The sequence below is a fragment of the Bacillus sp. FJAT-27001 genome (assembly GCF_019039175.1).
GTDB classification, from domain to species: Bacteria; Bacillota; Bacilli; order Bacillales; family Bacillaceae; genus Bacillus; species Bacillus velezensis.
On record NZ_JAHOAA010000002.1, the window covers coordinates 569,290 to 595,102 of the forward strand.

The 25,813-nt window shown below is 50.9% G+C and carries 4 protein-coding genes; all 4 read left to right on the forward strand.

Annotated features, from left to right (window positions below):
* Positions 1–3,985 (forward strand): SDR family NAD(P)-dependent oxidoreductase (locus BGM27_RS07620; RefSeq protein WP_217031221.1); only part of this gene is annotated, 3,985 nt, incomplete at its 5' end.
* 18 nt (positions 3,986–4,003) lie between these two features.
* A complete protein-coding gene (locus BGM27_RS07625) occupies positions 4,004–10,300 on the forward strand; it encodes a type I polyketide synthase (RefSeq protein ID WP_007409069.1) in 6,297 nt (2,098 codons plus the stop codon).
* Positions 10,301–10,339: 39 nt separating this feature from the next.
* A complete protein-coding gene (locus BGM27_RS07630) occupies positions 10,340–16,066 on the forward strand; it encodes a type I polyketide synthase (RefSeq protein WP_007409068.1) in 5,727 nt (1,908 codons plus the stop codon).
* 51 nt (positions 16,067–16,117) lie between these two features.
* Positions 16,118–25,813: SDR family NAD(P)-dependent oxidoreductase (locus BGM27_RS07635; RefSeq protein WP_217031223.1), on the forward strand; the 9,696-nt coding region annotated here is incomplete at its 3' end.

Genomic DNA, 25,813 nt, shown 5'->3' on the forward strand with positions numbered 1-25,813 from the left:
TCATCAGGCGCTTGACGCCGTCTATGCCGGAAGCGGAGAAGTGCTCGCAAAGCTCACTCTTCCGCCGTCCGCCCGCGAAGAAAAGGAGCCGTTCATCCTGCATCCGAGCATGCTGGACGCCGCCCTTCAGGCTTCTATCGGTCTCGTGCTCTCAGACGGTTCCGCGTCTGGACGGCCGTTTCTGCCGTTTGCCCTCCAGGATATGCAGGTGTTTTCTGCGTGCCGGGAGACGATGTGGGCGGTGCTTTCCTCAGCGGACGGCGCCTATCATATTGAGCTGTGTGATGAAAACGGTGCGGTATGTGTCCGATTGACGGGGCTCACCGCCCGTTTTCTGGAAGAGGAAACGGAGGAAAAACCGCTCTTGCTTCAGCCAAAGTGGCAGGAATCACCGCCGGATGAAGGCGGCGGACAAGAAGAGTCTTTCAGATACGTGACACTGTATGGCGGAATGAACGCTGAGGACATAAGCGGCGCCGTATGTGCGGCTGACGGCGAAGGTCCGATTGAAGACCGTTATGACGCCTGCGCGGCGGAGCTGTCAGCGATCGTCACGCGTCTTATCAAAGAAAAACAGAAGAAAAAAACGCTGATCCAGCTTCTTGTCCCCGACAGGGGGGAAGACAATGTGTTGGCGGGGCTGGCCGCTTTTCTGAAAACGGCTCACCTTGAACATCCGAAGCTGTACGGCCAAGTCATCCAAGCCGATCCGGACGAGTCAGCCTCGGCGCTTCTTGCCAAGCTGAAAGAAAACCGGGCGCATCCTGAACAAGCGGAAATCCGTTATGAAGCCGGCAAACGTCTCGTCAGAAACTGGCGTCATCTGCCGGCGCCTCAAAGCGGCGCCGTTCCGTGGAAAGACGAAGGGGTCTACCTCCTTACCGGGGGAGCGGGCGGCATCGGCCTCATTGTCGCTGAAGAAATAGCCTTCCGCGTCAAAAACGCCGTTCTCGTATTAACGGGAAGGGCGGAAGCGCTTGATAAAGACCGCTCCGCCCGCTTACGGCGCTTGGCAGCGACGGGTGCCCGCGTATTGTATCAACCGGTTGACGTGACAGACAGGGCGGCGGTCATCACCCTCGTCCGCGGCATACAGGAGGAGCACGGAACACTCGACGGGATCATTCACGGCGCCGGCGTGATCGCTGACAATTACATTCTGAACCAGACAGAAAACGAACGGAAGACCGTCATGGCGCCGAAGGTGAAAGGGCTTATCAATCTTGATGAAGCAGCGAAAGATGTGCGGCTGGATTTTTTCATTCTGTTTTCTTCCTTGGCTGGAGGTATGGGAAATCCGGGGCAGGCCGGTTATGCGGCAGCCAACGCATTTATGGATGTTTATGCAGCCCGCCGGAACCGTCTCGTGCGGGACAACGAGCGGAGCGGGCAGACCCTGTCCGTCAACTGGCCGCTTTGGGAAGAAGGCGGTATGCGTGTGGACAAAGAGACCGAACGGCTGATGTACGAACAGACCGGAATGAAAGCCATGCGATCGGCCTCAGGCATCCAAGCGCTTTACGCCGCTTTTGCCTCCGGAGAACACCAGGTCATGGTGGCAGAAGGCGACGAAAAACGGATTCGAAAAAACCTGATGCCTGAAACACCGGAACCGTCCAATCGCATTCATGTGTCAAGGAAGACGCCCGTCCATATACCGAATAAAGTACAAGCGGAACTCAAACATATGATATCAGGCATTCTGAAGGTGAAAGAAGACGAGATAGATGCTGAATCAGAGATGAGAGATTATGGCTTTGATTCGGTTTCATTCACGCAGTTTGCAAATGAACTAAATAAAACGTATGGGCTTGAACTGACACCGGCCGTATTTTTTGAATACCCGACAGTCTTTCGTTTTGCCCAATACTTGCTGACGGAACATCCGGATACATTCGGCTCACAGGAAGAAACAGAAACGGAGAAACCGGTTGTGCGTAAAAAAATGAAGACGGAGCCATTCTTGATTCCGTCCCGTCTTCCTAAAACAAAAACCGCAGCTGCACCTGAGCCCGTGGCGATAATCGGAATCAGCTGTGCATTTCCAATGGCTGAAAATCCGGAAATGTTTTGGGAGAATTTAGCCGGAGAAAAGGACTGCATTTCTGAAATACCGCCGGAGCGCTGGGACTGGAGACAGTATTACGGAGATCCGCAGAAAGATAAAAATGCGAGCAATGTAAAGTGGGGCGGCTTCATTGATGAAACCGCTCAATTTGACCCTTTATTTTTCGGTATTTCTCCGCATGAAGCCGAAATGATGGATCCTCAGCAAAGACTTTTAATGATGCATGTATGGAAAGCGATTGAAGATGCAGGCTGCTCTGCCAAAAGCCTGTCAGGTACAAATACAGGCATTTTTGCAGGCACGACAAACAGCGGTTACGCTCAGGAAGCTTCAAAGTTCCATATAGAGATTGAGGGTTCTTCCGCCGCCGGTACGGTTCCGTCAATCGGTCCGAACCGTATGAGCTATTTTCTGAATATACATGGGCCGAGCGAACCGATTGAAACCGCCTGTTCAAGCTCATTGGTCGCTGTTCACCGTGCGGTCAGGGCAATTCAGGCCGGAGACTGCGGCATCGCGATTGCAGGAGGCGTCAATGCTATTGTATCGCCGGATATGCATATCAGCTTTAATAAAGCGGGAATGCTCAGTGAAGACGGGCGATGCAAAACATTTTCCGATCAAGCGGACGGGTATGTCAGAGCTGAAGGTGCGGGCATGATTGTTTTGAAAACATTATCCGATGCGGAACGTGACGGCGACCGTATTTATGCCGTTATTCGCGGAACGGCGGAAAATCATGGCGGACGGGCGGCTTCCCTTACATCGCCGAATCCGAAAGCACAGACAGAAGTCATGATAAAAGCTTATCAGCAAGCGAACATCGACCCCCGTACAGTGAGTTATATTGAAGCCCACGGCACGGGAACGGCGCTCGGAGATCCGATAGAAATCAACGGACTCAAAGCGGCTTTTGCAGCGCTTTATCAGAAAGCCGGAGTAACGGCGCCCGATCAGCCTCATTGCGCCATCGGTTCCGTCAAAACGAATATCGGCCACACAGAGCTTGCCGCCGGCATGGCCGGGCTTTTAAAAATTATTTTGCAGATGCAGCACAAAACGCTCGTTAAAAGTCTGCATTGTGAAACCGTTAATCCGTATATCAGCCTCGACGGCAGCCCGTTTTATTTCGTCCGCCACACTCAGCCGTGGAAAGCTGCGACTGATGATAGCGGAAATGAACTGCCGCGGAGAGCGGGTGTCAGCTCGTTCGGATTTGGCGGTGTCAATGCTCATGTCGTGCTCGAAGAATATGTTTCTCCTGTTGAAGAGAAGCAATGGACGGCCGGTGAACTTCAGCCGTCCTTATTCATTCTCTCGGCAAAGACGGCGGAACAGCTGAAGGAACGTGCGGAACAGCTGTGCAGATATTTGGAAAAGACACATTCAGCTGACGGAGCTCTTGCGGGTATCGCTTATACGCTTCAGCTTGGCCGGGATGAAATGGAAGAGCGTCTTGCCGTCATTGCTGAAACAAAAGAAGAGCTTACGAACGCGCTGAATGATTTCCTCAGCGGCAAGGAGACGGGGCAGAATTTCTTTACAGGCCGGAACAAAGCGATGAAACAGCTGTTTACAGAGATGACGGACAACGCAGAAATGAGCGGGACCGTAGATCAATGGATTGAAGCAGGAAAGTATACAACGCTTGCAAAATTATGGGTGCAAGGTTTACATGTCGACTGGAATAAATTATATCCGGACGAAAGGCCAAAAAAAGTCAGCCTGCCCGTCTATCCTTTTGCGAAAACACATTGCTGGATACCGCACAGTGCGCAGCATATAAGGCACCGGGAGACTTATGAGACTGATACGTCCCCGCTTGAGACTTATGAGCGCCTGCTTGATGATTTGGAGAAAAACGAAATAAGCATAGAAACCGCTGTAAAAAGAACGATCGGTTTTTACAGGGATTAGCGTAATGGAGGAAACCATATGAAAGAGTTTCTGCACCGGGTTTTTTCTGACGTCAAAAATAAAAAAATGACAAAACAGGATGCGATCGGCATTTTGCGCGATTATGATATGCGGATGGGACTTCGCCAAGCGGCTTCCCTTCATCCGCTTGCTCAGCAGCATATTTCCGATGAAACGGGACAGGGATTCTCGGCAGCTTTCAGCGGCCGGGAATTTTTTCTCGCTGATGTTTCTTTACAGCGTAAAAAGCTTATGCCCGGAGAACTTCTTTTGGAAATGGCGAGAGCTGCGGCTGTTTTGACAGTAAAGGAGACTGAGGCTGTCCGGCTGACGCATATCGTGTGGTCAAAGCCCATTCTGACTGAGGCTGAGCCGTTCCATATCGAAATCAGGCTGATACCCGCAGAGGGTGAAGCCAAAAGGTTTGAGATTTATAATCCATTTTCTGCCGATTTCAGTCATCATGATGTGTACAGCCAAGGGACGATTCAGCCAGTTGATGCTGCGCCCGGCATGCTGGATATCAGCCGCTTGAAGGAAAACAGCGGTTCCCTGATGGATCAGCAGCAAATTGAAGCCATCACTCAGAACGATACCGTTCAATACAGTGAGCACATGAAAGGAATAGAGCGTATTTACGCCTCAGCAGGACGGATGCTGGCAGACATATCAATTCCATTGACAGACCAAAAAGAATCCGCCCGATTCGGCCTCCCTCCCTGTGTGATGCAAAGTGTGACAGAGGCATGCGCGCTGCTTGGCGGCAAAGAATATAAAACGCTCGCCCCGGTTTCATTGGACGAGCTTTTGTTTTATGAACCTTGTCCTGACAAGGTATGGGCCGAGATACAAGAGAAGGCGGGGAGCTTTTATATTGATTTATGTGACGAAGAAGGAAAAATATGGGCTTCCCTATCAGGGTTGAAGCTGCAGCCTGTCATCAAGACGGGCGCTCCCGGAAAAACCAATGCCGAACACCGCAGTGAACGTTTGTATGAACAAACGCTTCTTCAGCTCAAAACGCTGTTTGCCCTGACTGCAAAAATTGCTGTTTCCAACATAGACACTGAAGAGCCGCTGGAAACCTACGGAATCGACTCAGTCACTGTGACGAAATTGAACCGCGAATTGTCTCTGCTTTTCGGTGACCTTTCCAAAACGGTTTTTTACGAATATAAGACACTGGGATCTCTGGCAGCTCACTTTGTCACGGATTATCCAAAAGAATGCCGAAAATGGACAAATGATGATGACCACCGTTCAGGCATATCAGAACAGGTTTTGGCAAATGAAGATTTTCCGGTGCTTCCGTCGTTTATCAAGCGAAAGAAACGGCCTGCTTTTTCCAATGAGAACCAGACAAAAGAAGGGATTGCGATTATCGGAGTCAGCGGCCGTTATCCGCAAGCTGAAACACTTGAAGAGTACTGGGATAACTTAGCGGCCGGAAAAGACTGTGTGACGGAAATTCCCGAAGAGCGCTGGGAAAAGGACAAATACTACAACCCTGATCCTGAAACGGCCGTGAAAGAAGGGAAAAGTTACAGTAAGCGGGGCGGATTTCTGAAAGATGCCGCTTTCTTTGATCCGCTGTTTTTTCAAATTTCACCCCGTGATGCTTTGAATATGGACCCGCAGGAGCGTCTCTTTATTGAAATGTGCTGGCAGGTGCTGGAGGATGCCGGTTATACGAAGGAACAGCTTGAGAATCTGTATAACGGCCGGGTCGGCGTTTTTGCGGGCATTACGAAAAACGGGTACGGAATGTACTGGAAAAACGGCGGCGCCCTGCAGCCGAAAACGTCGTTCAGTTCAGCGGCCAACAGAGTTTCCTATTTTCTTAATCTGAAAGGGCCGAGCATGCCGGTCGACACGATGTGCTCGTCTTCGCTGACTGCAATTCACGAAGCGTGTGAAAACATCCTTCGCGGCGAATGCGACATGGCGATTGCCGGCGGTGTGAATGTGTATACGCATCCTTCGGCTTATGCGGAGCTCAGCGCCTATCGAATGCTTTCAAAAGACGGAACGTGCAAAAGTTTCGGTGAAGGCGGGGACGGATTTGTTCCCGGTGAAGGTGTCGGGGCCGTGCTGTTAAAGCCGCTGTCAAAAGCGATGGCTGATAAGGACCATATTTACGGGGTGATTCGCGGCACTCATATCAATCACGGCGGCAGAACAAACGGGTATACAGTGCCGAGTCCGAGCGCCCAGGCTGACGTGATTTCCGGCGCGCTTGAAAAATCAGGAATACATCCGCGGATGATCAGCTGTATCGAAGCACACGGCACGGGTACTGAACTCGGAGATCCGATCGAGATTGACGGTTTGACCCGCGCATTTCAAACGAAAACGTCAGATAAAGGTTTTTGCGCCATCAGCTCAGTTAAATCCAATATCGGGCATTTGGAAGCCGCGGCAGGCATTGCCGGTGTAACGAAACTGCTGCTCCAGCTTCAAAAACGAAAGCTGGCTCCCTCATTACATTGCAGAAAATTGAATCCGAATATTGCATTCGACCGGACGCCGTTTGTGGTGCAGCGTGAATTGGCAGACTGGAAACGGCCGGTCATTGAGGAAAACGGAGCGCAAAAAGAGGTTCCGAGAATCGCGGGAATCTCTTCTTTTGGCGCGGGCGGGGCAAATGCCCACATATTGCTAGAAGAATATATTGAACCTGATAGGGAGATTTATGAGCCATTCACAGATGAAGATCCCGCAGTCATTTTATTATCCGCCAAACAGGAGGCCAGCCTGAAGCAGCGGGCGCAGCAGCTTCTTCAAGCGATCAGAAAAAATGACGTCACAGACCGCAGCCTCCGGGATGCGGCTTACACCCTTCAAACCGGAAGAGAAGCGATGGAAGAACGTGCGGCGTTTATCGTGACGTCGACAGAGCAGTTAGCGGAAAAACTGCAGCGTTTTATTGACGGCGGGACAGACGGCTGCTTCAGGGGAAAAAGCAAACAGTATAAAGACATTCTAGCCGTTTTTAAGGATGAAGATATGCAGGAAGCCGTCCGTAAATGGATGAAAAGAAAAAAATTCGCGAAGCTTCTGGAACTTTGGGTAAAAGGGCTGAAGATTGATTGGTCAGAGCTTTATAACGGCAGCCTGCCGCATCGCATCAGCCTTCCCGGTTATCCATTTATAAAGGATCGGTATTGGCCGGACGATGCAGCGCCGGACAATGTTCGTGATGCTGAAACACATTCTGAAACATTTCGTGAAATCCGCTTTTTACAGAAAAGCTGGGCAGAAAGCAGCAGTGTTCCGGCTAAGGAAGTGCGGGGCGTCATCGGAATAGCTGCTGATCACCAGACAGGAAATTTAGCCGTTGAGCTGTCCCGTTATTTCCCCGAGTCTGAAATCATTGACGCTGCATCACCGGAAATATCCGGGGACGCGGCCCGATTCGGCGGTCTGATTGATGTGACCGGATGCGGGACGGAAATCAATCATGATGACGGCTGGATTCATCGTCTGCAGTCTCTCATTGACAACAGAAACCGCGGCCGAAAGCTTCAGCTGCTTTGTGTGACAAAGGGGCTTGAACCCTTTGCAAATGAAACGATAAATCTCTCAGGTGCAAAAAAGGCCGGATTGTACCGGATGCTCCAAAGTGAGTATAAGGATATCCGCTCGCGGCATATGGATGCAGAACGGACTGCCGAAGATCCTGAGCTGGCAAACCAGATCGCAGAGGAGTTTTTTCGCGATTCTGAAGACATCGAAGTGTGTTACCGAAACGGTGTGCGCTATCACGCGCGGTTAAAGGAAACAAACAGCTTAGCTGAAAAAGAATTTTCATTTCCGAAAGGCCATGTGCTCTGGATCACCGGAGGGACCCGGGGACTCGGATATTTATTCGCCCGGCATTTTGCCGAACGTTACGGAGTCACGAAACTCGTGCTTACCGGAAAAGAAACAATGCCGCCGAAAGCGGAATGGGATGATCATATCAAACGGAATTCCCTGTTTTCCGATAAGGTGAGAAGAATCAGAGAGCTCGAACAAAAAGGTATCCGAACGGAAGTGCTGTCTGTATCTTCCGGCCCTGAATATGAGCAGGCCGTCAGCCGTGTGAAAGATCAAATGGGGCCGATAGGAGGCGTGATACACGCAGCGGGAGCCGTAGATCTCGATCATCCGGCCTTTATCCGCAAAACAAGCGAACAGATGATGCCCGTGCTTGAGCCTAAAACAGACGGACTGGACCTTTTGTATCAAGCGCTGCACAAGGAGCCTCTTCGGTTTTTTGCGCTGTTTTCTTCAGTGTCCGGCGTGATGCCGGAATTAGGAGCGGGACAAAGCGATTATGCCATGGCTAACGCCTATATGGATTATTTTGCGGCCGCAAAAGGTTTTCCGGTGCTGAGCATCCAGTGGCCGAGCTGGAAAGAAACGGGTATGGGCGAATCAAAAAGCCAGGCCTATCAGAAAAGCGGTTTAAAGAGCATCACTGACAGAGAAGGGCTGAGCCTGTTTGATGCCATCATGGCAGGCGATTGCGGATCTGTTATTATGCCGGCCGTCATTCACCCGGAAAAATGGGAGCCTGACCGTCTGCTGCTTTCATCCGGCCTTACTGAAACAAAGCAGCAGGAACAGGCCGATACAGAAAGCGTTGAGGAGTGGCTGACGGGCATTTGCTGCCGGGAATTAAGACTGGAGCCGTCAAGATTTGAATCTGATACACCGTTTCAAGATTACGGAGCCGATTCCATTATGCTTGCCCAAGTGTCCAGAGCGATCGGAAAGAGGATCAAAGCTGACCTTGACCCGGCGGTGCTGTATGAATACCCTACGGTTGCTGCGCTGGCGGGATGGCTTGAAACAGCATATCCCGAAATCAAAGCTGCCGTTTCAAAACCGGTTCAGCCTGTAATCCCGGACGTTCCCAAACAAACTGCAGCCGCTGTTATTCAGCCTTCTGGTGCTGCAGCGGCGCAAGACATCGCTGTTGTCGGAATGTCCTGCCGTTTTCCGGGAGCTGAATCAATTGAAGCTTATTGGAAGCTGCTGTCTGAAGGAACGTCAGCCATTCAAAGAGTTCCGAAAGAGCGCTGGAAAACGGAGAAGGCGGATTATGCGGGCCTTTTACAAAATGTAACGCATTTTGACCCGGAGTTTTTCCTTATTCCCGAAGAAGACATCAAGGCAATGGATATCCAGTCCTTTCTTATATTAGAAGAGGCGCTTCATCTGTTCAGAGACAGCGGTTACTCTTTACAAGAAATGAAAGGCAGGTCAGCCGGTGTCTATTTAGGAGGACGCGGCGGCAGTATGCCTGATGAAAACCGTCTGAAGCATGCAAAAAATCCGATAGTCGCAGCCGGTCCGAATTACTTAGCGGCCAATCTTTCTCAGTTCTTTGATTTGAAGGGGCCGAGTCTCGTTTTGGATACGGCCTGTTCTTCAGCGCTTGTCGGGATGAATATGGCGATACAGGCGCTTTCTTGCGGTGAAATCGACTCAGCGGTAGTCGGGGGAGTCAGTCTGCTGGAATCCGGTCAAACCCACCGGATGTTCGAACTTCGCAATCTGTTAAGCGAAGAGCCTGCGTTTCATATTTTTGACCGCCGCACCAGCGGCATCGTATTGGGAGAAGGCCTCGGAATGGTGTATTTAAAAACAGCGGCCCAGGCTGTAAAAGACGGGGACCGGATTCATGCGGTCATTAAAGGCATTTCCGTAAACAATGACGGCAGAACCGCGGGGCCTGCCACACCGAATATACAGGCGCAGAAAGAAGTGATGGCCAAGGCGCTTGCCAAAAGCGGCAGAAAAGCGGAGGATATCAGCTACATTGAAGCAAACGGTTCAGGCTCTGAAGTAACAGACCTTTTGGAACTGAGGGCGATTGAAGCGGTCTACCGTATGCAAAACAGCGCGCCTTGTGAATTGGGATCGATGAAGCCGAATATCGGACACCCGTTATGCGCTGAAGGGATTGCCGGATTCATTAAAACAGTGCTTATGCTCTCGCGCCGAATGCGTGTGCCTTTCCTTTCGGGCAAAGAGCCGATGACGCATTACGATCTGTCCGCCTCGCCGTTTTATTTTTCGCACGCTCTGCGTGAATGGACGGATTCACCGCGGATTGCCGCCGTCAGCAGCTTCGCTGACGGAGGGACGAATGCCCATGTCATAGTGGAAGCCTGGGAGCAGGAGGCGTATACCCCGGTTAGAAAGCCTTTGCCGAGACAGGAATTAAAACGCCGGCCCATCCGTCCGGACAAAACCGAAAGCCTGCATGAAAACACACATAAGTCCCGTCCGAATACGTTTTGGAAACAAATGAAGACTTACTGATTGCGCTGAAAATTGAACGTCGATATGGAGGAAGTTCATATGCAAGAGCAGCTTCTTATTAACAATCAGCATCCCGTTCTGAAACATCATAAAGCCTATGGAAAGGAACTGCTGCCGGGTCTGGCTTATATTGACCTGATCTATCAGACTTTCAGAGAAAACGGCTTTTTTCATGCCGGCCTTGAACTCAGGCACTTATCGATTTTTCACCCTTTAGCTCCTGAACAGGGAGAAACAATCCTGCTTTCCGTTGACTGTACAGAGAACGGCGAAGGGCAGTGGAAGGTGGAGGTGAAAGGGCAAAAACAAGGTGACGAAGCAGCAGAGACAAAGGTATATGCCGCGGCGCAAATGCATTCCGTCAAGCCCGCCGGCTTCCAAGAGAGCGTCCGGATGGATGCCGTAAAACAAACGGCGGCAGAAATACCGCTTGAGGACATTTACGCGGAATGCAGGGATCAAGAACTGGTTCACTCAGGAATGATGAAAGGCTGCGGAAGCGTCTACCAAACTGAAAAAGAGATTTATATTGATCTGTCGGTGCAAAAGGATCAGCTGGAACATGCAGAAGAGGCGATGTTTCATCCCGCATTGATAGATGCGAGCAGCATCGGCTCCAATGTATATCTCGCTCCTTTGACGAGGGAGGAGGGGCAATTATTTCTGCCGCTGTTTTATGAATCGTTTTATTGCGCCGAATTGCTGCAGACAACATGTATCACCAAGATAAAAAAAGAATCCGTCACCCGTAAGAAAGATCTCGTTTACGTGACAATGGAGTTTTTCAATGAGAAAGGCAGAAAAGTCGGCGAACTGAAAAACTTCGCCAATAAACTGGTGAGGGACCCGGAACTGATCAATCAGAAACGGCAAAAGAAAGAACCTGACGGGCGGAATGCCGTCCCGGCTCCGCAAGCGGAACCGGCGCCTTCTGAGCCCCGCCGTGCGGAGGCTTCCGCCGGCCTTACTGAACAGTGCATCCTTTATTTAAAAGAATTGCTTGCCGCCCGATTGAACAAACCTGTGAAAGAGATTGACCCGGATATCGGCTACTATGAAATGGGGCTGGATTCTCCGGGGCTGTTGGACATGGTAAAGGAAATTGAACAAAAAATCGGAACGCAGCTTCTGCCGACACTGTTATTTGAATACACGACAATCGCGGAATTGGCGGGATATTTGTGCGAACATTACGGAGCCGGTTTCGGCCATGCTCAAAGCGGGCATTCAAGTGCTGAGCCTTTGCCCCGGGAAAAAAAGAGGACAACCCAAATCCGCGTGAAAAAATCGGCGTCAGCCGGAACGCAGAATGGAGATATTGCGATCGTCGGGATGGCGGGACGGTACCCCGGCGCCAAAAATCTTCGTGAATTTTGGACAAATTTAAAAAATGGAGAAAACAGCGTAACGGAAGTGCCTCGTTCCCGCTGGGATACGAGGACATATGAGCATTTGCGATCGCCGTCCGGCAAGCCGATTTCCAAATGGGGCGGTTTTATAGACGATCCGGATTGTTTTGACGCGAAATTTTTTCGGATTTCTCCGCGGGAGGCAGAAGCTAAAGATCCGCAAGAACGATTGTTTTTAGAAACATGCTGGGAAACGATTGAGGATGCGGGCTACACCCCGGAAACAATCGTTCAGCCGAAAGGGCCGAATAAGAGAATGAACGTCGGTGTGTTTGCCGGGGTGATGCATATGGATTATTCTCTCGCCGGCGCTGAAGCTGCTGCTAAAGGGCTGGTCTTTCCTTATCCCTTGAACTATGCGCCGATCGCAAACCGGGTTTCATATTTTTGCAATTTTCACGGGCCGAGCATGGCGGTTGACACGGTGTGTTCGTCATCTTTGACGGCCGTTCATATGGCGGCGGAAAGTCTGAGACGCGGTGAATGTGAAGCAGCTCTTGCCGGCGGCGTCAATTTATCATTGCACCCGACAAAATATATCACATACGGCTTGATGGATATGCATTCGAGTGACGGGCTGTGCCGCACGTTCGGCGAAGGAGGCACAGGCTATGTCTCAGCTGACGGCATCGGAGCCGTGCTGCTGAAGCCGCTCCACAAAGCCGAAGAAGATAAGGATCATATTTATGCGGTGATAAAAGGCAGCGCCGTCAATCACGTGGGGACCGTCAGCGGGATTACCGTGCCGAGCCCCGTGGCGCAGGGGGATATGATAGCTGAATGTCTTGAAAAGACGGGGATCGATCCCCGGACGATTTCTTATGTGGAAGCGCACGGAACCGGAACTTCTTTAGGAGATCCGATTGAAATACAAGGTCTTGTTAAAGCTTACCGCACGTTTACGGAGGATCGGCAATTTTGTGCGATCGGTTCCGTTAAATCGAATATCGGACATGCGGAATCAGCTGCCGGGATCAGCGGGCTTCATAAAACGGTTTTGCAGCTGTTTCACAAAACGCTTGTCCCTTCTTTGCACTCAGAGACGATTAATCCGTATCTCCGTTTAGAGGACTCGCCATTTTACGTGCAGCAAAAAACCGAGTCATGGAAAAGGCCGGCGTATACAGAGAACGGCCGTGAACATGCCTGCCCGAGACGCGCAGGCATCAGTTCATTCGGGGCGACGGGTTCAAACGTTCATCTCATTTTAGAAGAGTACAGGCCTAAAAACCCCGGTATTACGGAGGATCAAGAGAGATTGTATATCGTGCCTCTGTCAGCGAAAAATCCGGAGCGGCTGAAGGAATACGCTGCCCGCCTGCTGATGTTTCTCAAAGATAAAGCGCTTGGAGGAAGCGGGCCGCTTCATGACAAAAGAGATACAATGCAAAATCAGCTGGAAAATGCGTTGCGAGGTGTTCTGGCCGAAGTTCTGCATGTAGAGGCCGGTTCGGTAGATGATGAACAGGATTGGAAGGAATTCGGCTTGGATGTCATGCAGCTGACACAGTTTTCTGAGCTGATGACGGATCAATACGGGCTGGCAATAGACATGACTGATCTCATACAGCATACTTCCGTCCGGACTTTAGCAGAATGTCTTACAAACGATGAGAAACATAAGAATATTCTTTCCGGTCTTTTCGGCCAGTCGGGCTTAGATAAGCAGCCTGATGAATCTTTTTCCCTGCGGTCACTGGCGTATACGCTGCAAACGGGACGGCTGGCAATGGAAGAGCGGCTTGTTTTTTTAGTGAACGATCAAGCAGACTTGATCAGGAAATTAACTGAATTTACAGAACAAAAACGGCAGATTGACGGCTGCTTTCAAGGGCGGTCTGACAGCGGAACGGAAATCAGGGGTTTCCTGAACGATGATCAGGATACGGAGGAGCTGATCCGAAAATGGATGGACAGCGGCACTTACAAAAAACTTGCGGAGCTGTGGTCAAAAGGATTTGAGATAGACTGGACGCGGCTGTATCAGGAGGAGAAACCGCGCAGGATGAGTCTGCCGACGTATCCGTTTGCAAAGGAACGATATTGGATACCGGAGCCCGATCATCCCGTCACTTCCGTAAATACAGAAAGCAGGCTTCACCCGCTGCTTCATCGCAATACATCAGATTTGTTAGAACAAAAATTCAGTACGATACTGAACGGAGATGAATTCTTCTTAGCCGATCATATCGTCCGAAACAAGCGTGTTCTCCCCGGGGCGGCTTATCTTGAAATGGCGAGAGCCGCAGCTGAACTGGCTGCCGCGCCGTTAGCCGCTGGATACACGGCTAAAACCGGCATTTCGCTGCGGTATATCAGCTGGATACGCCAGGCCGTTCATAAAAAAGAGCCGCTGCGTATGACGACAGGGCTTTCTTTGGAGGATAACGGCAATGTTTCATTTCAAGTGTACAGCAATGAAAATGATTCAGACATTTATTGTGAAGGCAGTGCTGTGATTGAGCCGCTGTCTGAGGCGCCGGTTTTGCATATTGAACAGCTGAAAGCGCGATGCCGCAAAAAAGTGCTGTCAAAAGAAGACTGCTATGCGGCGTTTGCAAAGGCGGAAATTGTATACGGACCTTCACATCAAGGAATTGATCACATTTATTGCGGGGAAAAAGAAGCCTTGGCTAAATTGGTGCTTCCTGCTTCCGTTTCTGATGAAGCCGAACAGTTTGTGCTCCATCCGAGTCTGATTGATTCCGCTTTTCAGGCGGCCATCGGCGTTATGAATGAAAATCAAGCAGGTTATCCGGAGCAGCCGTTAATGCCTTTTGAATTGCATGAACTGACCGTTTTTCATCCGTGCAGTCCAAACATGTGGGCGGCCGTATTTGTGACGCATGAAACACCGGCCGTGCGAAGAATGGACATTGATATATGTGATGAACGCGGCAATGTGTGTGTAAGGATAAAAGGATTTTCTGCCCGGATGGCCGAAAGTGCGCCGGCCGTAACCGATAATAAGCAATACGATCTGCCGGGTAACCTTACCGGAGCCGTCAAATTGATGCAGGTATGGGACACGGAACCGATAGACAACCAAACCGGCTTCCCCATTTCTGAAGCAAAAGCTGTCATCATAGGCGGTACAGACGGGCAGGCGGACGCGGTTTTACGATTGTTTCCTAAAGCTGTGCGATTTGATAGCAGCCAAAGTGCTTCCGTTGAAGTGATATCTGATCGGCTCCGCCGTCTCGGTAAGATTCAGCATATGATCTGGTTTGCCCCTCAGCCGGCTGATTCTGACAGCCATGATCAAAAAAGCGGGGTGCTGCAAATTTTCAGAGCGGCCAAAGCTCTTATCGGTCTCGGGTATGGAAAGGAGCAGCTCGGGATGACGGTGATTACGCACCAAGCACAGCCTATTACCCAATATGATGAGGTGCGTCCCGCTCATTCCAGTGTGCACGGTTTCGTCGGGTCTCTCGCTAAAGAACATCCGAGCTGGCACATCCGTCTCGCCGATCTTGAAGACGGGGGGGATTTCCCCGCAGAAGACATATTCAGCCTGCCCCGCGACCGTACGGGTAAAGCATGGGTGCGCAGACATCAGGAATGGTACCGGCCTCAATTGCTTCCGGTCCAAAGCGGGCCGTCTGAAAGTGTTCCTTACCGATATGGAGGCGTATATGTCATCATCGGCGGTGCGGGAGGCATCGGCGAGGTTTGGACAGATTATATAGTGACGACGTATAAAGCCCGAGTCGTCTGGATTGGGAGGCGGCCGCTGGACAGCCGGATACGCCAAAAAATAGACCGGTACCGGCCATCAGGACCGGCTCCCGAATATATAGCCGCAGATGCTTCTGATCTTCCATCGCTTCAGCGCGCCTATGAACAGATTAAAAACACATACGGCACCATCAGCGGCGTCGTTCATTCAGCGATGGTATTTGCGAATGAAAGCGTAAAAGATATGGAAGAATCACAGTTTCACGCCGGTCTTGCGGCGAAAGTGGATATTTCCGTCAACATTGCCGAAGTATTTGCGAAAGAGTCTTTGGACTTTATTCTCTTTTTCTCTTCGGTTATTTCATATATTAAGAATCCGAATCAAAGTCATTATGCGGCGGGGTGCGCATTTAAAGATGCATTTGCCCATGAGCTTTCCGGACGGCTGTCATGCCCGGTCAAAGTGATGAACTGGGGTTATTGGGAGCGGGCTGACAATCACATTTCTGAAGAGTTTGACAGACTGAGTGCAATCGGTCTCGGGCTGATCAGCCGGGCGGAAGGGATGCAGGCGCTGGAAACTCTGCTGACGCAGCCGATCTCCCGCATGGGGCTGATGAAGCTGACCAAGCCGATTCCGATCGAGGGAATGAACCCTCATGAATTTGTGACTATCTGATTGCCTGTCAAATTGACGGAGCAAATTTAATTTTCTTAGGAGGATAAGGTTTTGGGTAAGGGAGACAAACAAAAAGACCGTACACAGTTATCCTTAAGAACAGAAATAAGCAATCAAATGAAAGAATTGAATCGGCTTTTGCTGCAAGTGCTGCGGGTGACGCTGCGTTCAATGGGTCTGACCGGCGAAGCGCCGGCGGCTTCCTGTCTGCCTTTATATGAACGCTGGCTGGAAGAAAGCATCCGTCTTTTAGACAGCGATTTTAAAAGCGGTGAAACGGCCACGGTTTGGGAAGAGTGGCATAAGAAGAAAAACGAATGGCTGAAAGATCCGGATATGAAAGCGCAGGTTCTGCTGGCGGATACCGTCATTCAAGCTTTGCCTGACATTTTAACAGGCAAAATAAAAGCCACTGACGTGATGTTTCCCGATTCTTCAATGGAGCTTGTTGAAGGAATCTATAAGCATAATATTCTCGCTGATTATTACAACGATGTGCTGGCAAATGAAGCGTGTATTTATGTGGAAAATGTAATGAAAAACAATCCTGAGGCAAACATCCGCCTGCTGGAGATCGGAGCGGGCACCGGCGGAACGAGCAGTACACTGTTTAAAAAGCTCCGCCCCTATCAAAACCATATTCAGGAATACTGTTATACCGACTTGTCAAAAGCTTTTTTAATGCATGCCGAAAAGGAATACGGCGCGGACAATCCGTATTTGACGTATCAGCTGTTTAATGTGGAGCAGCCTGCGGCGGGCCAGGGATTACATCTGAGAACCTACGATATCGCTATTGCCGCAAACGTGCTGCATGCCACCAAAAATATCCGGAAAACTTTAAGGACGGCAAAAGCCGTATTGAAAAAGGACGGTTTGCTGCTCGTTAATGAACTGGGCGGGCATACGCCGTTTACACATGTTACATTCGGCTTATTAGAGGGCTGGTGGCTGTACGAAGACGAGGCGCTGCGGATTCCGGGGTGTCCCGGTCTTTATCCGGAAACATGGAAATCCGTTTTAATGGCTGAAGGTTTTCATTCCATTCAATTTCCGGCTGAAAACGAACGTCTGCACACCCAGCAGATTATCACGGCGAAAAGCAACGGAGTCATCAGGCAGAGCAGGGAAGCTCACACCGCGCAAAAGCGCCAATCAAACGTACCGCAAACATCCTCTGATCGTCAGCTCCCAATCAAACAAGCGGGAGAGGGGCTTTCGGAAAAGACAGCGGCTTTTCTGATAAGGGCTGCGGCAAAAGTATTAAAAATGCCGGCAGAAGAGATAAATCCGCTGGCTCCTCTGGATGAATACGGCATTGACTCTATTCTGATCGTTCAGCTGACGAATGAGCTGCGGGATCTCGTCCCTGATATCAGCAGCACGCTGTTTTTTGAATACCGGACGATAGGAGAGCTTGCCGCATACTTGGCTGAAACGAAGGAGCGCGAACTGCATGCGCAATTTTCTGAAGAAGTCCGTCATACTGAAGCGGCATCATCCGGCTCTTTGCTTGAAAAAAGCACAGAGTATCTGAAACAGATCGTCAGCGCCATCTTAAAGATGCCGATTGAGGACGTTCAAGCCCATACGCCCCTTGAAGAATACGGAATCGATTCCATCTTAATCGTACAGCTGACCAACCGCGTGCGGGAAGACATACCTGATATCAGCAGCACATTGTTCTTCGAGTATCCGACAATCGGCGGATTAGCGGAATATCTCGTCAGCTCAAGACAGGAAGATATGGCTGGGATTTTCAAGACAAATAAAGAAGCCGAAAAGGCGCCGCACACTTTACAGAAAAAGCAAAGCCGTAAAAAAAGCGCCGGATTGACGAAGCGCCAAGCGGCATCTTTTTCTGAAAAAGCGCCGCCCGCTTCCGAACCGCCGTCAAAACACCTTGAAGTGGCAATTGTCGGTCTTGCCGGACGGTATCCCGGAGCTGAAAATGTTAATGAGTTCTGGGAACGGTTAAAGACCGGTGAACACGGAATCACCGAAGTTCCGAAAGACCGCTGGGATTGGCGGGACTACTATGATGAGACAAAAGGTAAGGAAGGCCGGATGTATACAAAGTGGGGCGGATTTTTAACAGATATTGATAAATTTGATCCGCTGTTTTTTAAAATCTCCCCGAAAGAAGCGGAGCGCATGGACCCGCAGGAGAGACTGTTTCTGGAAACCGCTTATGCGGCCCTGGAGGATGCCGGATATACCCCTGATTCACTATGCGCCGGTAAAAAGGTTGGTGTCTTTGCGGGTGTCATGAACGGCAACTATCCGACAGGGGCCCACTATCACTTTATCCCGAACCGCGTATCCTATGTGTTTGATTTTCACGGTCCGAGCATCGCGGTCGATACCGCATGCTCCTCATCCTTAACCGCCATTCATCTCGCCGCAGAAAGCATCAGAACAGGTGCATCTGAATGCGCGATTGCCGGCGGCGTAAACCTGATTACAGATCCGGCTCATTATATCGGACTTTCTTCTATGAGAATGCTGTCACCGTCAAACGCGTGCAAAGCGTTCGGTGATAAGGCTGACGGGTTTGTTGACGGAGAGGGCGTCGGCTGTATCGTGTTAAAGCCGTTGAAAAAGGCTGTTGAAGATCATGATCATATATACGGTGTCATTAAAGGAAGCGCTCTGAACGCCGGCGGCAAAACGAACGGGTTCACCGTTCCGAACCCGAATGCACAAGGAGAAGTGATCGCAGACGCGATGGAGCGGGCAGGGATTGACCCGAGAGCAATCAGCTATCTGGAAGCCCACGGCACCGGCACTTCCTTGGGAGATCCGATTGAAATCGCAGGGTTAACCAAGGCTTTCCGCCGCTATACGGATGCAAACCAATTTTGTTCCATCGGTTCTGTTAAATCCAATATCGGACACCTGGAAAGTGCGGCGGGCATTGCTGCGGTCACCAAAATTCTTCTTCAGATGAAACACGGATATCTGGTGCCGTCGCTGCATTCAAAGCAGCTGAACCCGGAAATTGATTTTGAAACTTCTCCTTTTATCGTGCAGCAGGAAACAGCGGAATGGAGACGGCCGGTCATAGAATCTGAAGGAGTAACACGAGAATATCCGAGAATCGCGGGTACATCTTCTTTCGGAGCGGGCGGAGCAAATGCCCACCTGCTGATAGAAGAGTATGAACCGGCTGAAATGACTTCGGCAGACACCGGCCGTCCGGCGCTTTTTGTTTTATCGGCAAAAGATAAAGACCGCTTGCGCGAGCGGGCTCTGTTGCTGTCGGATGCCGCCGGAAACGGAACAATTACAGATGCGAACCTGCTTGACGCGGCATTTACCCTTCAAGTCGGCAGGGTCCCGATGGAAGAACGGCTGGCGATGACAGCGGACTCTGTTTCTGAATTGGAACAGAAGCTGACTGCTTTTCTGAATAATTCCGGTTCCGTAAGCGGGGTGTTTACAGGCCGGGGTGATAGTGCTGTCACGGAGACGGGAGGCACAGTCAGTGAATGGATGGAAAAACGTCAATTTGACAGTCTTTTGAATGCCTGGGTTCACGGGACGCCCGTCGATTGGCCATCTTTATATAAAGGCGTGCTGCCGCATCGTATCAGTCTGCCGTCTTATCCATTTGCAAAAGAAAGCTACTGGATGAAGCGGGAAGAACAAAAAGCAGGAACAACTGAATATGTGCATCCTTTCCTGCATGAAAATATGTCAACCTTGGCGGAGCAAAGTTATCATACATCTTTTACAGGCCGGGAACACGTTTTCCAGGATGTGAGCGGGGAGCGGGTTCTGTCGGCAGCCGTTTATTTAGAAATGGCGCTTGCGGCTTTTCATCATGCGGCAGACAGCTCTGAAGAAAAAGAGATATGGATCCGAACGGCGGCATGGACTGACCCGATTACCGGCGGACATCACGGTGCGGGCGTCAATCTCTCCCTTCTGTCTGAAGACGAGGAAGGCATCCATTATGAAATATACAGTGACGAAGAGAAGCTGCGTCATTATGGAATCATCGGACAAGGGAACATACAGCCATCCCGCGTGCTTGATATTGCCTCCTTACAAAAAGACTGCCGCCCGCTGTCATTCGATTATGAAACACCAGGCACATCAGGTGTAACGATCAGTAAGGAGTTCCGCACCGTTGAAAAGCTTTATGCGGGAGAAAGTGCGGTTTGGGCGAAGCTTGCTCTTACAGATGAAAGCGGCTGTAATCCGGGATATCATCTGCCGCCGGAATTTCTGGACGCAGCTTTTCATGTCCTGGCAAAAACGGAGCCGTCAGTCCATATCGTGCCTGAAGCGGTTGAAGAACTGCGCGTCATGCGTCCGTGCTCATCCGGCATGTGGATGTATATTAATAAAAAGAATCAAACCGGCTGTGACATTCAATTTTGTGACGAAACCGGCACTGTCTGCGCAGAAATCAAAGGGATAAGAATGAGACAGCCGTCTCAGCAGGATCACGGGCAAGAGGAACAATCCGAGATGATGATATTTGAAGAAATGTGGACTCAGCAGCCTCTGAAGAAATCTATTCATGAAGAGCTGAAAACGGTCATCTGTTTTCTTACGGGAGAAGCTGCCAGAAAGCATGCTTATCAGTCTTTACAAACCCTTTATCCGGGAGCCGGCGTGTTTTTTATTTCACAGGGTGAGGAAACTCAAAAGCTTTCAAACACGCATTATCAAATTAAAATCACTGACGGACAAGCATATCAAGAAACGTTTCGGCATATTGAAACGGCTGCAGGCAAAGCGGATGCCGTTTTATATGGATGGCCGCTTGAAGATGAAAAGGCCGTGAAAGACTATTCCATTCTGTATCATGTGATCCGCGCAGCTGCTTCTTTGCGTTCTAAACCGAGGCGGATCCTTCTTTCCGCTCAGTGCGGGACCGATACCGATATCAGTTACGCTGAGTCATGGATCGGGCTGGAACGGTCGCTGAAACTGATCTTGCCGGAGACGGATACGGCCGCGGTTTATTTTGAACAAAAAGGACCGTTAGAAAAACTGATCCATAACGTATGTGAAGAACTTCACAGCGAGTCGTTCCGCAGTGTCATGTACAGTGGGGAAATCCGCCACGTCATGGAAATGAAGCAGACGGATATTGCCCCTGTTGAGAAGCGTGTGATAAAGAGCGGAAAAACGTACTTGATTACCGGCGGATGCGGGGGTTTAGGCTTGTTATTTGCCGGATATTTCGCTGAAAAAGGACCGGTTACGCTCATTTTGACGGGGAGATCAGCGGCAGCCGGCCCGGTGCTGAACAAGATAAAGAGATTGGAAGAATCAGGCGCCAAGGTGTTTTACGTGCAGGCGGATGCCGCAGATCAGGCTCAGATGGAGAAAGGTTTGCAAGAAGTGAAAGAGAAAGGATGCGGGCCGATTCACGGTGTCATTCACGCTGCAGGTCTTCAAGGCACTGAAAGCATTCTGGAGAAAGATCTGCAAACCTTTCAGCAAGTCTTATCGCCAAAAGCGGACGGCACCGCGGTGTTAGATCAGGTTCTGTCACGGGAGCCGCTTGACTTCTTCTGTTGTTTCTCTTCTTCTTCAGCGATTTTAGGAGACTTCGGTTCTTGTGACTACGCGATGGGGAACCGCTTCCAAATGGCTTTTGTCCATCATCGGGATAAACTTGTGAGCCTCGGGCTCAGAAGCGGCAAGTCACTTGCAATCAATTGGCCGCTTTGGAAAGAAGGGGGGATGCATGTCGGCACGGCGGAAAGCACCGATATGTATTTAAAATCAAGCGGACAGCGTTATTTATACACTGAGGAAGGACTCGAAGCTTTTGAAACATTGTTAGTCCAGCCGTCCAGCCAGTATCTCGTCCTGGCCGGTTTTCCGTCGAGGGCCAAACGCTTCCTGCAGATAGATCAAGGCGAACGGCCGATTTCGGGTTCTGTAAACAGGAACGTCCCGTTTTCAGGAAGGCGGAGTGAAATGAAAGGCTTTACACTGGAAGAATGCGTAAGCTGGGATGTGAAAGAACTGGCGGCGGGGCTTTTGAAAATAGACAAGAACAGACTGACGGACGCTGACAATCTGGCTGATTTCGGCTTTGATTCTATCAGTTTGGCGGAATTCGCCTCTTCTTTGTCCGCCCATTACGGAATTGAAGTGACACCGGCCCTGTTTTTCGGACATTCCACACTGGAGAAGGTCGTCCGCTATTTTCTGACGGAACACCAGTCCGTCATGGAGCATGTCTATGAAGAAAAGAAACCTGAATCCGCAGATCAATCTGTCTTTGAAAAGGCAGGAACGGAAAAGCGAAAGAAGCAGAGGGGAAGAAATAAGCTGAACGCCGGAACCGAGGGCAGTCAGGCAGCTGATTCCATTGCCATTATCGGCATGAGCGGCCGATTTCCTCAGGCGCGCACGGCGGACGAGCTGTGGGACATTCTGTTTCAGGAAAAGGACGTTGTCGCACCGGTCGCAAAAAAAGGCTTCACAAGTTCAAAATGGAAACTCGGCGCTGTTCCGGGGGCGGACGAATTCGACCCTTTATTTTTTGAAATATCGCCGAGGGAAGCTGAAACGATGGATCCGAAACAGCGGCTGCTTCTTCAGGAAGCGTGGAGGGCCCTTGAGGACGCCGGCTACGGCGCCAGTCACATCAAGCAGCAGACGATCGGTATGTTTGTGGGGGCGGAAGAAGGAGATTATCACCTTTTAACACGGGACAAAGGCAATGTCACGTCTCATCATAACGGTATTTTGGCGGCGCGGCTGGCTTATCACTTGAATTTATCAGGTCCTGTGATGGCGATAAATACAGCATGTTCTTCGGGGCTCGTTTCTGTCCATCAGGCGGTATTAAGCCTGCAGAATAAAGAGTGCACAACAGCTGTTGCGGCCGGGGTGAATATCATGAATACCCCGGACTTTTTTGAAACGATAGATAAAGCCGGAATGCTGTCGGAAAACGGAAAATGCTTCGCGTTTGATAAAAGGGCTGACGGCATGGTTCCGGGGGAAGCAGCCGCGGCGGTTGTTCTGAAGCCGCTGAGAGAGGCGGAAAAAGATGGTGATCCGATTTACGGGGTGATTCGGGCGAGCGGCATCAATTATGATGGGAAAACAAACGGAATTACCGCTCCGAGCGGCGTAGCGCAGACCCGGCTGCTTACTTCCGTTTATGACCGGGGCCGTATCAACCCTGAAGATATCGAATATATCGTCACACACGGCACAGGTACAAAACTCGGTGATCCGGTGGAAATTAACGCGCTTTATGACGCATTTTCTGCCTATACAAACGAAGAAGCTTTTTGCGCACTCACATCAATTAAAACCAATATCGGCCACACGTTTGCCGCATCAGGCATTGTCAGTTTGATCAGTCTTTTACAGGCGTTCTCCCGTGAAATGATTCCCGTCAGTCTGCATTGCAGCGGGGAAAACCGCTATATCAACTGGGAGAAGAGTCCTTTTTATGTGAATAAAAGGGGTAAACCGTGGCCTTCTCTGCCGGGTAAAAACCGAATGGGGGCAGTCAGCGCATTCGGGATGAGCGGAACAAACGCCCATGTCGTTATGGAAAGCTATAAGCGCAGCGCTTCACCTCATCGTGATGCCCCTGCATATTTACTTACTTTGTCTGCAAAAACAGAGGAGGCCCTTCAGGAAAAAATCGAAGAGATGATCACTTGGGCGGAAAATGGCGGACTGAAAGAAAATGATCTAGCCCAGCTCAGCTATACGTTGTTAAAAGGACGGCATCACTTTAACCATCGCGCCGCCATAGTAGTGCAAGATGCTGATGACGCAGTGTATGTATGGAAGCAGGCAAAGCTTAATGAACATCATCCTTATGTGTTTTCGGGAAAAGTACCGCAGCACTTTGCAGGGCGTCAGCATATTCAGGAGCACATAATAGAAGTGCTCGGCAAGTGCAGCGCCTCATATTCTGACCATAGAAAATATCAGGAGCTGTTATGCGTGCTGGCAGATTTTTATTGTCAAGGTTATGAAATCGAAGGGGACTTGCTTTATGGCGGACCTTTGCCGCGAATCGGCAATCTGCCGGGCTACCCGTTTGCCAGGCAGACGTATTGGGCGTCCGATCGTCTTCAGGGAGAGCTTGAAAGCCGGAATTCAGACGAATGTGAAAAGCTTCACCCGCTGCTCCATGCGAATACATCGACCTTTACCGCCCAGCGCTTTACTTCTGTTTTTTCAGGGCATGAACCGTTTTTTGCCGATCACATCGTCAATGGAAAACCGGTGCTTCCGGGCGCGGCTGCTTTAGAAATGGCCCGGGCCGCCGTTACGCTGGCTGCTGAAGACTTGCCCGGCGGGAAAGCGGGTGTCCGGCTCAAACAGATCGTTTGGCTCCGTCCGGTGACGGCGCTTTCTGAAGGAGTGACGCTTCATGTAAAGCTTCAGCCGGAAGAAAACGGAGACATCGCTTTTGAAGCGTATGCCGAAGGAGAAGAGCCGCTTGTCTTTTTCCAGGGAAAGGCCGTGCTCGAAGAGACGGAGCGTGCTCCTGTTCTCGATGTAGAAGCGGTTCAGGCGCGCTGCGGCGGCCGTCACTTGTCAAAGGCTGAGTGCTATGAAGCGTTCGACAGCCTCGGCATCACCTACGGACCGTCGCATCAGGCGCTTGACGCCGTCTATGCCGGAAGCGGAGAAGTGCTCGCGAAGCTCACTCTTCCGCCGTCCGCCTGCGAGGAAAAGGAGCCGTTCATCCTGCATCCGAGCATGCTGGACGCCGCCCTTCAGGCTTCTATCGGTCTTGTGCTCTCAGACGGTTCCGCGTCCGGACGGCCGTTTCTGCCGTTTGCCCTGCAGGATATGCAGGTGTTTTCTGCGTGCCGGGAGACGATGTGGGCGGTGCTTTCCTCAGCGGACGGCGCCTATCATATTGAGCTGTGTGATGAAAACGGCGCGGTATGTGTCCGATTGACGGGGCTCACCGCCCGTTTTCTGGAAGAGGACACGGAGGAAAAACCGCTCTTGCTTCAGCCAAAGTGGCAGGAATCACCGCCGGGTGAAGGCGGCGGACAAGAAGCGTCTTTCAGATACGTGACGCTGTATGGCGGAATGAACGCTAAGGACATAAGCGGCGCCGTATGTGCGACTGACGGCGAAGGTCCGATTGAAGACCGTTATGACGCCTGCGCGGCGGAGCTGTCAGCGATCGTCACGCGTCTTATCAAAGAAAAACAGAAGAAAAAAACGCTGATCCAGCTTCTTGTCCCCGACAGGGGGGAAGACAATGTGTTGGCGGGGCTGGCCGCTTTTCTGAAAACGGCTCACCTTGAACATCCGAAGCTGTACGGCCAAGTCATCCAAGCCGATCCGGACGAGTCAGCCTCATCGCTTCTTGCCAAGCTGAAAGAAAACCGGGCGCATCCTGAACAAGCGGAAATCCGTTATGAAGACGGCAAACGTCTCGTCAGAAACTGGCGTCATCTGCCGGCGCCTCAAAGCGGCGCCGTTCCGTGGAAAGACGAAGGGGTCTACCTCCTCACCGGGGGAGCGGGCGGCATCGGCCTGATTTTCGCTGAAGAAATAGCCTCCCGCGTCAAAAACGCTGTCCTCGTATTAACGGGAAGGGCGGAAGCGCTTGATGAAGACCGCTCCGCCCGCTTACGGCGCTTGGAAGCGTCGGGTGTCCGCGTATTGTATCAACCGGTAGACGTGACAGACAGGGCGGCGGTCATCGCCCTCGTCCGCGGCATACAGGAGGAGCACGGAACACTCGACGGGATCATTCACGGCGCAGGCGTGATC

Excerpts from the sequence above, each read along its gene's own strand:
- BGM27_RS07625 (WP_007409069.1), top strand. The coding sequence starts at position 4,004 with ATGAAAGAGTTTCTGCACCGGGTTTTTTCTGACGTCAAAAATAAAAAA.
- BGM27_RS07630 (WP_007409068.1), top strand. The coding sequence starts at position 10,340 with ATGCAAGAGCAGCTTCTTATTAACAATCAGCATCCCGTTCTGAAACAT.